At 42.3% G+C, this 13,289-nt stretch carries 10 protein-coding genes and 1 tRNA gene; 6 read left to right on the plus strand and 5 right to left on the minus strand.

Translation table 11 applies throughout. From position 1 onward, the window contains the following. The gene (locus E2R65_RS06205) at nucleotides 1-516 is read right to left on the minus strand and encodes a GNAT family N-acetyltransferase (protein WP_134335631.1); all 516 of its coding nucleotides are present in this window, start codon (nucleotides 514-516) and stop codon (nucleotides 1-3) included. Between the two features lie 131 nt (nucleotides 517-647). Here E2R65_RS06205 and E2R65_RS06210 point away from each other — a divergent pair, with 131 nt between their 5' ends. Then, complete coding sequence (locus tag E2R65_RS06210; protein ID WP_134335632.1) at nucleotides 648-977, plus strand: L-rhamnose mutarotase; 330 nt, start codon at nucleotides 648-650, stop codon at nucleotides 975-977. Nucleotides 978-996: 19 nt separating this feature from the next. After that, nucleotides 997-2,298 carry an alpha-L-fucosidase gene (locus E2R65_RS06215; protein ID WP_134335633.1) on the plus strand — a complete coding sequence of 434 codons (1,302 nt, stop codon included), beginning with the start codon at nucleotides 997-999 and terminating at the stop codon, nucleotides 2,296-2,298. A gap of 224 nt (nucleotides 2,299-2,522) precedes the next feature. Here the strand turns inward: E2R65_RS06215 and E2R65_RS06220 are convergent, their stop codons facing one another. After that, a complete protein-coding gene (locus tag E2R65_RS06220) occupies nucleotides 2,523-4,169 on the minus strand; it encodes a RagB/SusD family nutrient uptake outer membrane protein (protein ID WP_134335634.1) in 1,647 nt (548 codons plus the stop codon). 20 nt (nucleotides 4,170-4,189) lie between these two features. Next, nucleotides 4,190-7,417 (minus strand): SusC/RagA family TonB-linked outer membrane protein, encoded by a 3,228-nt coding sequence (locus tag E2R65_RS06225; protein ID WP_134335635.1) that lies wholly within the window; start codon nucleotides 7,415-7,417, stop codon nucleotides 4,190-4,192. 406 nt (nucleotides 7,418-7,823) lie between these two features. Here E2R65_RS06225 and E2R65_RS06230 point away from each other — a divergent pair, with 406 nt between their 5' ends. Next, the gene (locus E2R65_RS06230; RefSeq protein ID WP_134335636.1) at nucleotides 7,824-8,996 is read left to right on the plus strand and encodes an acyl-CoA dehydrogenase; all 1,173 of its coding nucleotides are present in this window, start codon (nucleotides 7,824-7,826) and stop codon (nucleotides 8,994-8,996) included. A 58-nt stretch (nucleotides 8,997-9,054) separates the two neighbouring features. On the opposite strand, the gene E2R65_RS06235 is transcribed toward E2R65_RS06230, so the two are convergent. Both E2R65_RS06235 and E2R65_RS06240 read right to left on the minus strand, forming a co-directional pair. Next, nucleotides 9,055-9,306 carry a hypothetical protein gene (locus E2R65_RS06235; protein ID WP_134335637.1) on the minus strand — a complete coding sequence of 84 codons (252 nt, stop codon included), beginning with the start codon at nucleotides 9,304-9,306 and terminating at the stop codon, nucleotides 9,055-9,057. Nucleotides 9,307-9,391: 85 nt separating this feature from the next. Then, nucleotides 9,392-9,467 (minus strand) — tRNA-Gly (locus E2R65_RS06240). A 651-nt stretch (nucleotides 9,468-10,118) separates the two neighbouring features. On the opposite strand from E2R65_RS06240, the gene rpsL reads away from it, so the two are divergent. The 3 genes from rpsL (at nucleotide 10,119) to fusA (ending at nucleotide 13,235) form a co-directional block, all read left to right on the plus strand. Further along, nucleotides 10,119-10,532, plus strand: coding sequence for a 30S ribosomal protein S12 (rpsL, locus tag E2R65_RS06245; RefSeq protein ID WP_100340149.1), 414 nt, complete (start codon nucleotides 10,119-10,121; stop codon nucleotides 10,530-10,532). Between the two features lie 19 nt (nucleotides 10,533-10,551). Beyond that, nucleotides 10,552-11,019, plus strand: a complete 468-nt coding sequence (gene rpsG / locus E2R65_RS06250) for a 30S ribosomal protein S7 (protein WP_134335638.1) — start codon at nucleotides 10,552-10,554, stop codon at nucleotides 11,017-11,019. A gap of 101 nt (nucleotides 11,020-11,120) precedes the next feature. Then, the gene (gene fusA / locus E2R65_RS06255; protein WP_134335639.1) at nucleotides 11,121-13,235 is read left to right on the plus strand and encodes an elongation factor G; all 2,115 of its coding nucleotides are present in this window, start codon (nucleotides 11,121-11,123) and stop codon (nucleotides 13,233-13,235) included. The last annotated feature ends 54 nt before the right edge of the window (nucleotides 13,236-13,289 follow it).

Genomic DNA, 13,289 nt, shown 5'->3' on the forward strand with positions numbered 1-13,289 from the left:
TTATTGTAAACTAAGTGTATAAAGCAAAAGGTTTTCGTTTTCTGGCGTGGTAACCCTGCCATTGTGTTTAAAGCCTAACTTTTCTAACAAACGCTGCGAACGTAAATTAGCATCAGATGTAGTAGCGTAAAGTTGGTTAACATTATAGGCCTCTTTTACATAGTTTAAGGCAGCCATGCCGGCTTCATAGGCCAGGCCGCGCCCGGCATAGCCGGGCATAAAGGCAAAGCCCAGGTCGGGCTTATCCAGGTAAACCCGCTGAAACAGCCCGCTGATACCCACAGGTTCGCCGGTTGCTTTAAGTGCCGCCAGCCAGGGGCCAAAGCCATGCTTATCATAAATGCTAAGGGGCACATTTTTAATGTAATTTAAAGCATCATCAAGGTTGTTAATGTTGCGGTCGCCTATAAATTCTTTCCAGGTGGGGGTATTTAACAGTTCAAAAATAAAGGCGCTGTCATCGTTTGTTATCCTGCGGATGGTTAGATGAGGTGTTTGCAAAGGCATCATTTTCATTATTACTAAGCTATGAAATTTACCAAACCGGCAAAACAGCAATTAATGAACACTATGCGCTTGTATTTACCGTAAACATTTACTTACTTGTAATTTAAATTGTAAAACATATCTTGCCTAACCCCCTGCCTATGAAAAAGTATTGCCTTACCCTTGATCTTAAAGATAATGAAGAACTGATTGCCGAATATGAAGAACATCATAAAGCGGTGTGGCCGGAAATTTTGAACAGTATTACAGCTTCGGGCATTACCAATATGGAGATTTACCGCCAGGGTGCCAGGTTGTTTATGATCATAGAGGCCGATGCCGATTTTAGCTTTTCAAAAAAAGCCGCAATGGATGCCGGTAATACCAAAGTGCAGGAGTGGGAAGACCTGATGTGGAAATATCAGCAGCCTATTAAGGGCGCCCTTGCCGGCGAAAAATGGGTTTTAATGGATAAGATCTTTCAACTATAACATCTGCTTACCTGATTTTATGAGAAAACAATTTTTACTGTTAACCCTGCTGTTGGCGGTTACTGCCGGCACTTTATCTGCGCAGGGTACTTACACCCCGGCTGCGCAGAACCTGGCGCAAAGGCAAAAATTTCAGGATATGAAGTTCGGGCTGTTTATCCACTGGGGTATCTATAGTATCCTGGGCGATGGCGAGTGGGTGATGCATGATAAAAAGATCCCATACGACAGTTATAAGCGGTTAGCAGGCTTTTTTAACCCGCAGGAGTTTAATGCTAAAGAATGGGTTGCCTTTGCCAAACAGGCAGGGATGAAATATATTACCATTACCTCCCGCCATCATGATGGGTTTAGCATGTATAGTACCAAAATGTCGCCTTATAACATTGTAGATGCTACGCCTTACCACAAAGACCCCCTAATGGAACTGGCCAAAGAATGCGAAAAGGAAGATATCGAACTGCATTTTTATTATTCGCTGCTGGATTGGGGCAGGCCCGATTATGCTTTTGGCAGCCCGGTTGTGGATAGCAAGCCGGTAAAAGGTGATTGGGACGGCTATATTAAATTTATGAAAGACCAGCTAACAGAACTGATCACAAAGTACCCCGGTGTAAAAGGCATTTGGTTTGACGGCGGCTGGGACCGTGTAAACGCTAATTGGCACTACGATGAGATCTACGGGTTAATTCATAAACTGAACCCTGCTATAATGGTAGGTAATAACCACCATTTGGAGCCGAAGGATGGGGAGGATTTCCAGATGTTTGAAAAGGATTTGCCGGGCAATAACACCACGGGCTTCAGCGGTGAATCAAAAATTGGCACATTACCGCTGGAAACCTGCGAAACCATCAATAACAGCTGGGGCTTTAATATAAACGATCGTAATTTTAAATCGTATAAACAGATCATCCATTACCTGGTAAATGCTGCCGGGCGCAATGCAAACTTTTTATTAAACATCGGCCCGATGCCAAACAGCAAGATCCAGCCGGAATTTACAGATACGATGGCTATTGTAGGTGCATGGGTTAAAAAAAATGGCGAAAGTATTTATGGTACCCGTGGTAGCAGCATGTCGCCACAATCCTGGGGCGTGGTAACGGTTAAGGCTAAAAACAGGTATGTGCACATTACTACGCCACAGGGTGGCCCATACATCTTCATCCCGCAGTTTAAAGATAAGGTAACTAATGCTGTGTTGTTAAGTAACGGCAGCCCCGTTAAGTTTAAACAGCAGCCAGAAGGTGTGTTTATTTATACCGCAGGGCTGGCTATGGACGGTGTTGATACGGTTATTAAGCTAACGGTGAAGTAAACAGTTACCAATCACGTTGATCTTTAGGTGTTGTTTTGAACGTATTAAGTAAAGTAATGCGTTGAGGCATTATGGTGTAGTATTTATAAGTTAATTCAAATAAGCCGCCGGGTAATGGCATTCATACGTAGGTGGGAAATGCAAAATAAAAAGGCCGTGCAATTTGTGTGCACGGCCCTGGGGTGTAAATATTAACTGATATAAGAACGATACAAATAGGGTTATCAATCAGGGTTTTTAATAGGAGCACTACCTGCAGCCGGTGGGTTTAGTACAAATTCATCAGCCGGTACATCCCAATAATCTAAAAAGTTGTAATTGATAGTTGCATTTGTGTTTACTACACCTGTACTGCTAACAACTACAGCTTTGGTTATGCCGCCGCCTTTAGAAACATCGTATGTAATACCATACCGGCGGGCATCATAAAATGCCAGCCCCCTAAATACTAAAGCAACCCGGCGTTCGCTTCTGAGCTGGGCTGTTGCTTGCACAGCGTTTAACCCTGTGCCGGCCAAGGCCGATAGGCCTGCACCCTGCGCGTTACGCACATTATCTATACTTTGTAAAGCTGCAGCCACATTGCCGGTGTTTATTAACGCCTCGGCTTTCATCAGTTCGTTCTCCTCGTAAGAAGGGCCAATGTATAGCTGGTAGTTTCCCGGCGTTCTGTCACTCAGCACCTGTACGCCCGGCATCTTATTACTTCCGTCAACCAATTGCCATCTGGTGCTGAAAGTAAAGCCACCTACCTGGTTTAAGTAAGGCGTTACGGCGTTAAAATTGTTGCTTAAACGCTTGTCGCCGCTTTGATAGCTTTGAATAAGGCGCTCGCTTATTTTAAATGTACTTGATTTAGGAGTACCGGTACTTAAGGCTGCAACAGAACCACCGGTTGCAGAAAAGAAACCATTTGATACGGCTGTACGGCCTGCAAATATATTATCGGAAGCGGTTATACCTGCGTTTACCAAAGTAAGTACAGCAGCCCAATCTGCCGATGTCATATCCGCAACTTTTTTGTTAGCTATAATATTACGCGCTTTAAGCGAATTGATACTATGTACAAACATTGCCGGGGTAGGGGCAGATCCATTTCCTGTTTGCACAAAACTTGGAATCAGTTTGCCCATCACTGCCTCATAATCACCTGCGTTTGTAATTCCGGTTAGTAACGCTGATGCAGCATCAAGATTTTTATTAGATTCTGTGATAAGTGCGGCACTATTTACATAAGCAGCAGAAACGCCGTTTACGGTATTATTAATTATCCCTGCATAGTAAAGTGATCCTAATTTGGCGTAGGCAAAACCTTTCCACCAGTAGCACCAGGCTTTAATGGTGTTTTTCTTGGTATCCGCGTCGCCGCTGAATGTAATATCATCTACAAGATCTAAAACTTGGTTACAGGCATTATTTAATCCGTACATATAGGTCCACTCCAGGTAAAATACATTTGCGGGGCGCTTATCGCGTGTATTACTGATACGCAGTACCGATTTTTGAGGAGAGGTGTTAGATACTTTAGTGCCATCGTCAAATACGGCATAATCAGGTAAGTTTACAACATTGATATTGATGTTTGAAGCTTCCGCTCCGATGTTGTCTCCAAGTAATTCGTGGAATTGAATACCCTGAGAGAAATAACTATCGCCTAAAGCGTTTAAGCCGCTGGTTACAGACGGGCTACTGCCGTTAAAGCCGCTAATATAAACGCCGCCCGAAGCCAGTGAAATAATACCTGATTCGGTTTTTCCCTGATCTAAGGTAGGCGAGTTTGGATTTTTAACATCCAGTTCTTTTTTACAAGACGAGGCCCCCATTAAAACCGTTGTTAAAAGCAGGGTTGAGAATATTTTGAAGTTTTTCATTTCTAAAAATTTATGGTCAATTAAAATCCAAGATTTAATCCTACTTGATAAGATTTAAGGTTGGGCGATGAGCTGTTGTCTACACCGCGGTCAAAAGCTGAGTTGGATGTACCCGTGCTTATTTCAGGATCAAAGCCTGTGTATTTGGTAAAGGTTAGCAAGTTACGCCCGGTAAACGTTAATTGCACTTTTCTGAATACCTTGTTTTTGATTAACCCCGCAAAATCCCATGACAGGCTTACGTTTCTTAGGCGTACAAATGACGCATCTTCGTAAAAATAATCTTTTGTACCGTTACGTGCAGGGCCGTTACGTGCTCCAAAATAATCGGCATATATACTACGGTAGTAAGCGGTATATGCCGCAGTTTTACCATCAATAGTAACCGGTATATCATAATCGCTGCTGATACCATCACGATACATCCATTCTTTAGTTTGGTTGTACAAGTGGCTGCCATGCACCCAATCGAACTGGAAGCCCAAACTTAGCTGTTTGTAGCTGAAGCTGTTAATGAACGACATGTTGAATTTTGGGTTAGGGTCGCCAAACGAATAAGCCTCGTTGGTAAATTGCACCCCTTTGGTTGCTTTATTAACCACCCTTCCGTTAACTATTTCATAATTGCCTAAATCTGCATCAGCTATATATCTAACACCGGCTTGGTTAACTTCTGTTAAGCTTGTTAATGCTTTGTAGCCATATATCTGGCCTATTTTGGTGCCTGCGTTTAAAGTAAGCTGTGTACTACCTGCGGCACTGGCCAAAATAATAGAAGGGCCGTTTATAGCATCAATTTTGGATGTTTGACGGCTAAAGTTGGTCGTAAAGCTCCAGTTGAAATCTTTGGAGTGTAATACATTGATATTTAAAGAAGCCTGGAAACCGTTAGATGAAAGATCAATCGCATTGGTTTTGATAGTACCGGCACCTGTTGATGGCGGTACGGCTACATCATAAATTACATTCGTCCCTTTGCGGCGCCAGTAAGTAGCGCTAAAATTGAATAAAGATAGCCAGTTACCTGTTAACCCGTTTACCGAAAAATCGGTACCAAACTCGGTTTCTTTTGATATCTCTACCGACAAATTGGGGTTTTTACTTGCATTTTGCAGCGCAAACGCAAGGTTTGTGCCTAAATTTTGAGGTACTAATGTTGGGTACCTGTCAAACGGTTGTGGCTGTATCCCGGCTTTACCATAAGCAGCACGTAGTTTAAATTCAGATACACGGCGGCCTAAACTACTGTTTTTCCAGAAATCGAACGAAGAGAGCCGAATGTAGGCATTGACATTAGGGAAAGTAAACGGCTTTGAACCTTGCCCGTAAGCTGATGAATAATCGCTGCGGAAACCGCCAGACACGCCACCAAACTCCCCAACATCTATTTTTTGATTAACAACATAGCCGTAGGTGATAAATGGTTCGGTATAATCATAGGCAACTGCCTGCGTTTGCGTTTGGTTAAAGTTGTAAATGGGATAGCTTGGCAAACCTAAACCATAAGTGTCAAATTCCTGGTATTTTCTATTCCTATAATCGTATTGCAGTAAGGTTGCAGTAGTAATTGGGGCGTTAATGTGAAAATCTTTCTGAAAATCGGTACGGATGATTGCCGATCCGTTAAAGTTTTGAAAAGTGGTTTTATACGTATTTTTATTTAACTCACCCGTGTTATCCCCGGCAAAATTACCAATGAAAGTATTAAGGTCCTGAGATGCGATGTTGGCCGACTGATTTTCATAAATGTAATTAGCTTCCTGGTTGCTGTAGTTTAATCCGTATTTAGCGTTCAGTTCCAAAAACTTGTTTATTTTATAGTCCGCCTGTAAATTTTGCAAAATATCTATGCGGTTATCACGCGTGTGGCCATATTCGGTGTAGTAAAAAGGGTTATTGCCATTTACACTCACCGTGCCGGAGTTTAAGGAAAAGGGATAGGTGCCGTCAGCAAGTTTCTGATTGAAATCATAAAATGGAGAAGCATTCAATGCATTAAATATCCCACCAGAATTACCTATTCCTAAATTTCTGTTAAGTGTATTGCGGGTGTAAATGAGTTGGGTTATGGATCTTAGCGTAAAACCTTTAAAAAGTTCTATGCCCAAGTTTGTAATCAGGTTGGTACGATCATTATACCCGTTTGTGCGGATAGTACTTTGCTGATGATTATTGGTTATACCAAAATTGTAATCAATTTTTTCGGTAGCTCCTGAAATGTTTACACTGTTATTAGTGGTGTAAGCCGTTTTAAAAAGTTGCTTTATATGGTCATAATACTTAAGGTTTGTACCATAAGATTTATCAGCAATATTTAATGGGTTAGACATTGCTGTTGGGTTACCATTACCCGATGGGAACGCCCAGCTTACACCCGGATATATTCCATCCCTGTCTAATGCTATAATATTGCCGCTATTATCTATAAAATTACCATTTGCATCTGTTTTAAAGCTATTAAACTTTGCCTGGTGTACATTACCGCTGTTAATGATACTGTTTGCAGCAACACTGCTTGATATATTTATTTGTGGTTTGCCCTTTTGGCCTTTTTTAGTAAATACCTGTATCACACCGTTTGCACCCTGTGCACCATAAATGGTAGATGATGCAGCACCCTGTACTACTTCTATGCGGTCTACGTTGCTTAAATCAAGCAGGCTGATATCGGTAGCTCCCGATTCAACCCCATCAACCAGAATCATTGGGTATGTACCCCGCTGTATAGTATTAATACCTCTTAGCACAATGTTAGCACGCGCGCCCGGTGTACCGTCAACAGAGGATATTTGCGCCCCCGGAATTTTACCTACCAATGCCTGATCTATAGAAGCAGTGGGAGTTTGCGGCAGATTTTTAGAGGAAACAGCTTCTACCGAAATACCCAGTCTGGCTTTGCTTGTGGCAACCCCAGATCCGGTAACAACTACTTCTGTAAGCTGGCGGTTAGATATAGCCAGTTTAACATTAATAACATTACTGGTTATAGCTAATTCTGTAGTGGTGTAACCAATAAAGCTGAAAAATAATGTACCTGCCCCGGCGGGTACTGATAATGAATATTTACCATCTGCAGATGTTTGCGTACCAATGCCGGTACCTTTAACACCTACGCTAACCCCGGGGATTGGTAAGCCATCATCCTGGGCAATTACGGTCCCGGTAATAATTCGGGTTTGAGATTGTGCATGCAGGCCGGAAAAGGCCATAACAATCCCAATAAAAATTTTGAGTAAATTTTTTTTCATGAATTTGATCAGTTATAGTTAAAAGTTAATTAAAGCAAGGTAAGTATGTAACATTTATAATACAATTGAAGCATGATTTTTACTTTTTTATTAAATTATTGTTTCAATTAGGCTTAATAAATATGTTAATTGTTAAAATGGTATTAGATATTTAATGATTTAATAAAAAATACTGGTGAAAAACTAAATTTTATCTAAAAATTAGCCCGTATTTAATTAGATATGTACAAAAAATGATCTTTTTATTAAAAATTTATTAGAATGACAACTAATACCGGAATTGCATGAATTTTATTTTGACGAGGGCGGGTGAATTGGAGGGAGATAAATAAAAATTTATTTACTATGCATGCATAGTAAATATTGCTATATTTACCGCAACCAATTATAAATCTACTTTTTAAATATGGATCATCTGTTAACCGATAGTCCTGCCGGCTACGACTTTTCTACCAGCGAGAATCAAAAAATGATAGGCCGCATGGCCAAAGATTTTGCCGAAAAACACATCAAACCAAACGTAATGGAATGGGATGAGGCGCAGCATTTCCCGGTAGACTTGTTTAAACAACTGGGCGAAACCGGCATGATGGGAGTGCTGGTACCAGAAGAATACGGCGGTTCGGGCTTTGGTTATGCAGAATATGTAACCGTAATTTCAGAGATAGCGAAAGTATGCGGATCTATTGGTTTATCAGTTGCTGCGCATAATTCCTTGTGTACGGGGCATATCCTGGCATTTGCCAATGAGGAGCAAAAACAGCGCTGGTTACCCAAACTGGCTACTGCAGAATGGATAGGGGCCTGGGGTTTAACCGAAGCCAATACCGGCAGCGATGCCATGCGGATGGCTACCACAGCAGTTTTAGATGGTGATCATTATATTGTAAACGGATCTAAAAACTGGATAACCCATGGTAAAACAGGTAACATTGCGGTGGTTATGGTACGTACAGGCGAAAAAGGCGATAGTAAGGGAATATCGGCTTTGGTTGTTGAACGCGGCACCCCGGGCTTTAGTGCAGGTAAAAAAGAAAACAAACTGGGCATGCGTGCCTCAGAAACCACCGAAATGATATTTGATAATTGCCGGGTGCCAAAAGAGAACCTTTTGGGCGCAGAAGGTGATGGTTTTAAGCAGGCGATGAAGGTTTTGGATGGTGGCCGAATTTCTATTGCAGCCCTATCATTAGGGATTGCTAAAGGCGCGTTCGAAGCCGCGGTTGCTTACTCTAAAGAACGCCACCAGTTTGGGCAGCCGATCAGTAATTTTCAGGGGATCGCCTTTAAACTGGCCGATATGGCTACCGAGATAGAGGCTGCCGAACTATTAATTATGCAGGCCGCCGATCTGAAGAACCGCCATTTGCCGGTTACCAAGCAATCTGCTATGGCAAAATACTATGCATCAGAAGTGGCAGTACGCTGCGCAAATGAGGCGGTACAGATCTTCGGTGGATATGGTTATACTAAAGATTTCCCGGTAGAGAAATACTACCGCGATGCCAAACTTTGTACTATAGGCGAAGGCACTTCCGAGATCCAGAAGATCGTGATCAGCCGGGAAGTGTTAAAGTAAAACTAAACTGATCTATTATAAACCTAAGTATGCCCGCAGCTTAACAGCTGCGGGTTTTTTATTGGCTTACCTTAACCGGGATAGGCGTAACATAGTAAAAGGCGCTGCGGTCTACATTTTTGATGTTTACGTCCATCGTTTCGAGCATTTTAGTAATGTTTACATTGATGCTGCCATCGGCATTTACCGGCAGGGTTACATATTTTTTGGTATCGGCCATAGCGGGGGTGATGGTGCTTTTAACCAGGTTTAGGGTTAGGGCTACGGCAATAATGGTTAGGATAATTTTGGTGTACAGGTCGGTTTTCATCTATGTTTTTTGCTTGAAGATACAAAACAAACGTTAAACAAGTGGCCGCAAATAAAAAAATCCTCCCTGGTTACAGGAAGGATTGTGGAGCGAAAGACGAGATTCGAACTCGCGACCCCGACCTTGGCAAGGTCGTGCTCTACCAACTGAGCTACTTTCGCGTTGGGGTGGCAAAAGTATAATTTTAGTTTAAATAGCAAAAAAATATTTTGAAATAGTTTGTTGTTAAGATTTGACAACTTTTTAAAAGTTGTCAAATCTGCTGTACTGCGTTATCTATGGCTGGAAGTGTTCACGTTCACGGCCGTGAACACCTGTGAACTTTAATAAATAGCTGATAATCAGTTGTTTTAAATTCAGCTACTGGCAAAATATAGTCACCATTTTCTTTGGTATAATTACTAAGAGGTAGCCCCGATGAGGTACAGGCATTGCCAACTAAACCCGATTGCAGCAGATACCGACCCGGCGCCTAAGGCCTGTGCAGTATGAGCGGAAAGCGGGGCTGGCGGGAGATAGCAGCACAGCAATTGCTTTACCTGTCGCGTAATTCAGTTCTTCCGCATCATTATTTATATGACAGATTAAAAAGTAAGGTGTCATGGTGAGCCTGTCGAACCATTAGCAGCCTATTCCCGCTGCACCCCTTCGACAAGCTCAGGGTGGCATTACCCGCTGTTATTTTACTCTCCCTCCACCTAATCAACCCATTACAAAAAACTTTTTCATCCAAGCCCTTGAAAATCAAAAAATAGTACCTACCTTTGCAGTCCTTAAAATAAGGATAAAACTGTAAATACAAAAAAGCAAAAATGCCTACTATTCAGCAATTAGTTAGAAAAGGTAGAGTAGCTCTGGTTGACAAGAGTAAGTCGCCAGCGTTGGACAGCTGTCCACAGCGAAGAGGCGTGTGCACCCGTGTGTACACCACTACCCCTAAAAAACCAAACTCAGCAATGCGTAAAGTTGCACGTGTGCGCCTTACAAATGGTAAAGAAGTTAACGCCTACATCCCTGGTGAAGGCCACAACTTACAGGAACACTCTATTGTTTTGATCCGTGGTGGTCGTGTTAAGGATTTACCGGGTGTACGTTACCACATCATCCGTGGTGCGTTAGATACTTCTGGTGTAGCCGGCCGTAACCAACGCCGTTCTAAATACGGTACTAAACGCCCTAAACCAGGACAAGCAGCTGCTGCCCCAACAAAAGGTAAAAAGAAATAATTAAAGGAGGATAGTAAAAATGAGAAAGTCAAAACCGAAAAAGAGAATCCTTCTTCCTGATCCAAAATTCAATGATGTTTTGGTAACCAGGTTTGTAAACAATATGATGTTCGACGGTAAAAAATCTACCGCTTACACTATATTTTACAACGCAATTGAAATTGTAGAGAAAAAAACAAGCGAAAACGGCTTAGATAGCTGGAAAAAAGCTTTAAATAACGTAATGCCTGCTGTTGAAGTAAAAAGCCGCCGTGTTGGTGGTGCTAACTTCCAGGTACCTACAGAAGTTCGCCCGGAACGTAAAGTAGCTTTAGGCATGAAATGGCTGATCAGCTATGCACGCCGTCGTGGTGAAAAAACCATGATGGAGAAATTAGCTGGCGAGATCATCTCTGCTGCTAAAGGCGAAGGCGCTGCTGTGAAGAAGAAAGAAGATACGCACAAAATGGCAGAAGCCAACAAAGCGTTCTCTCACTTTAGATTCTAAAAAATAATTAGCGATTTAGCGAATTTGTGATTTATTGATTTGGTAACATGTTACTAATTCAAAAATCACTAATTCGCTAATTCAATAAATCAATAATTGAAATGTCAAGAGATCTAAGATATACAAGAAACATAGGTATTGCTGCGCACATTGATGCCGGTAAAACCACTACTACCGAGCGTATTCTGTATTACTCGGGTGTGAGCCATAAAATTGGCGAGGTACACGAGGGTGCAGCTACGATGGACTGGATGGCGCAGGAGCAGGAACGTGGTATTACCATTACATCTGCTGCTACCACTATCGACTGGAAATACAGAGGCCAGAAATACCACATCAACATTATTGATACCCCGGGCCACGTGGATTTTACCGTAGAGGTAAACCGCAGCTTACGTGTATTAGATGGTTTGGTTTTCTTGTTTAGTGCGGTTGACGGTGTTGAACCTCAATCAGAAACCAACTGGAGGCTTGCTAACAACTATAACGTTGCCCGTATCGGTTTCGTTAATAAGATGGACCGTAGCGGTGCCGATTTCTTAAACGTTGTTAAGCAGGTAAAAAGCATGTTAGGCAGCAACGCCGTTCCGCTTCAATTGCCAATTGGCGCCGAAGAGAGCTTTAAAGGTGTTGTTGATTTAATTAACTGGAGAGGTATTGTTTGGAATGAGCATGATAAAGGTATGACCTTTACTGAAGTGCCTATCCCGGAGGATATGATCGAAGAAGCTACCGAATGGAGAGAAAAATTGTTGGAATCAGTTGCTGATTACGATGAGAGCCTGATGGAGAAATTCTTTGACGATCCGGAATCGATCACCGAGCGCGAAATTTTAGATGCATTGCGTAAAGCAGTGTTAGATGCTAAAATTGTGCCTATGGTTTGCGGTTCATCTTTCAAAAACAAAGGTGTACAAACCATGCTTGATTATGTGATGGAATTACTTCCTTCACCGATGGATGTTGACGGTATTGTGGGTACTAACCCGGATACCGGCGAAGAAATTGTTCGCCAGCCATCAGAAAAAGAACCATTTGCAGCATTGGCGTTTAAAATCGCAACCGATCCTTTCGTAGGTCGTTTATGCTTTATCCGCGTTTACTCAGGTAACCTGGAAGCGGGTTCATATGTGCACAACATGCGTTCAGATAACAAAGAGCGTATTTCCCGTATCTTCCAGATGCATGCTAACAAGCAAAACCCTATCCCTAACGTAGGTGCAGGTGATATTGCTGCGGTAGTAGGCTTTAAAGATATTAAAACAGGTGATACACTTTGTGATGAGAAACACCCTATCGTTCTGGAGTCGATGAACTTCCCTGACCCGGTTATCGGTTTAGCTATTGAGCCTAAAACTCAGGCAGACGTTGATAAATTGGGTATGGCTTTAGGTAAATTATCTGAAGAGGATCCAACCTTCCGTGTAAACTCTGACGAAGAAACCGGCCAAACCGTAATTAGCGGTATGGGCGAGCTTCACTTAGATATCATTATGGACCGTCTTAAACGCGAGTTTAAGGTTGAGGTTAACCAGGGTGCGCCACAAGTAGCTTTCAAAGAAGCTATTACAGGTACAACACAACACCGCGAAACTTACAAGAAACAAACCGGTGGCCGTGGTAAATTTGCTGATATCCAGGTGGTTTTATCACCAAACGATGAAGGTAAAGAAGGTTTAACTTTCGTTAACGAAATCTCTGGTGGTTCAATCCCGCGTGAATTTATCCCATCTGTTGAAAAAGGCTTCGCAGCTTCCTTAGCAAATGGTGTATTAGCAGGTTACCCGCTTACAGGCTTAAAAGTAAGGTTAATTGATGGTTCATTCCACGCAGTCGATTCAGATGCGCTATCTTTCGAGTTAGCTGCTAAAATGGCCTACCGCGAGGCTTTACCAAAATGTAAACCGGTATTACTTGAGCCGATCATGAAAATTGAGATCTTAACCCCTGAAGAAAACATGGGTGATGTTATCGGTGACATGAACCGTCGTCGTGGCCAGCTTTTAGGTATGGATAGCCGCGCAGGTGCACAGGTAATTAAAGCAACTGTACCACTTTCAGAAATGTTTGGTTATGTAACCCAGTTACGTACTATTACATCTGGCCGTGCTACTTCAACCATGGAGTTTGATCACTATGCTGAAGCACCACGTAACGTACAGGATGAAATAGTTGCTAAAGCAAAAGGCAGAAAAGCAGCTGGTAGCAACGCATAAATAAGTTGATGTGAAAATATGCAGATGTGCAGATATGCAAATATCATCCCGCAC

Source organism: Mucilaginibacter phyllosphaerae, from assembly GCF_004378255.1.
Taxonomy (GTDB): domain Bacteria; phylum Bacteroidota; class Bacteroidia; order Sphingobacteriales; family Sphingobacteriaceae; genus Mucilaginibacter; species Mucilaginibacter phyllosphaerae.